Origin of the sequence: Mesorhizobium sp. M7A.F.Ca.US.005.03.2.1, from assembly GCF_003997795.1 — a bacterium.
Taxonomy (GTDB): Bacteria; Pseudomonadota; Alphaproteobacteria; order Rhizobiales; family Rhizobiaceae; genus Mesorhizobium; species Mesorhizobium ciceri.
This window is the reverse complement of record NZ_RZRP01001381.1, coordinates 1-920: the sequence shown is the minus strand read 5'-3', so window position 1 is coordinate 920 and position 920 is coordinate 1. Positions and strand designations below refer to the sequence as shown.

The following is a 920-nucleotide window of genomic DNA, read 5'->3' as shown; positions in this document are numbered from 1 at the left end:
GGCCTGTGCCGTGCAGACGCTGCTCGAAAAGAGCGAGGCCTATACGACGGCGGAGTTCAAGGTGAATTTGACGCGTCCCATCACGCCGAAGACCGGCGAGGTGGTCTGCGAGGGCAGGGTTGTTCACAAGGGCCGCACGTTGGCGGTGTCGGAAGCGACGCTGAAGGATGCCGGCGGCAAGCTGCTGGCTTTCGGCACCGAAACATGCTCGATCTTTCCGGCCGCCAATCTGGCGGCGCGCTGAGTTTTCTGGCCGCTTGGCCGCCGCATTTGAATGTCAGTACGACGAATGTCAGTGAAAACTGGCCTGGTTTGGGGGAACCGCCATGTTTGAAAGCCTGATCGGCCTTGTCGCCATCATCGCCTTGTTCGTCATCATTTCGCGTCAGCAGAGCCGCATCGGCCTTGTCGAGCGTGAGCTTGGCGCGCTGCGCAGCCTTGTGCTCTCGGGAGCCGTGCCGCCGGCGGCCAAGCCGTCCGAACAGGCGGTGGCCGACAACGCACCCGCCGATGTGATTCCAGCCGTTGCGGCAGCGGCCGACATTCCCTCTCCAGCGACAAGCGAGCCGGTCGCCGCACCGGCGCCAGCCACGGAAACGGAAGACTCGACCGGCGAGATCGTGTCCGGGCCGTGGACCGCTCCAGAACCGGCGCCGAAGGCGGTGGAACCCGCGGAGCTTCCCGGAGCGACGAAAGCCGCCCGCCAATCCGATGTCGAAACCGCGCTCGGCACCCGCTGGGCGGTCTGGGTCGGCGGCATCGCCCTGGCGCTGGGCGGTCTGTTCCTGATCCGCTACACCATCGAAGCCGGCATTTTCGGCCCCGGCGTACGGCTGACCATGGCCGGCGCGCTCGGCCTTGTGCTGGTCGCCGGCGGCGAGTTCGTCCGCCGCACCGGCTTCAAGATGCCCGTACAAGGC

The 920-nt window shown here is 66.4% G+C and carries 2 protein-coding genes; both read left to right on the top strand.

Annotated elements, in window-relative coordinates; translation table 11 throughout:
• A partial coding sequence (locus EN991_RS37925; protein WP_164769741.1) for a PaaI family thioesterase occupies positions 1 to 244 on the top strand: 244 nt, incomplete at its 5' end.
• An 82-nt stretch (positions 245 to 326) separates the two neighbouring features.
• A partial coding sequence (locus EN991_RS37920; RefSeq protein ID WP_127370614.1) for a DUF2339 domain-containing protein occupies positions 327 to 920 on the top strand: 594 nt, incomplete at its 3' end.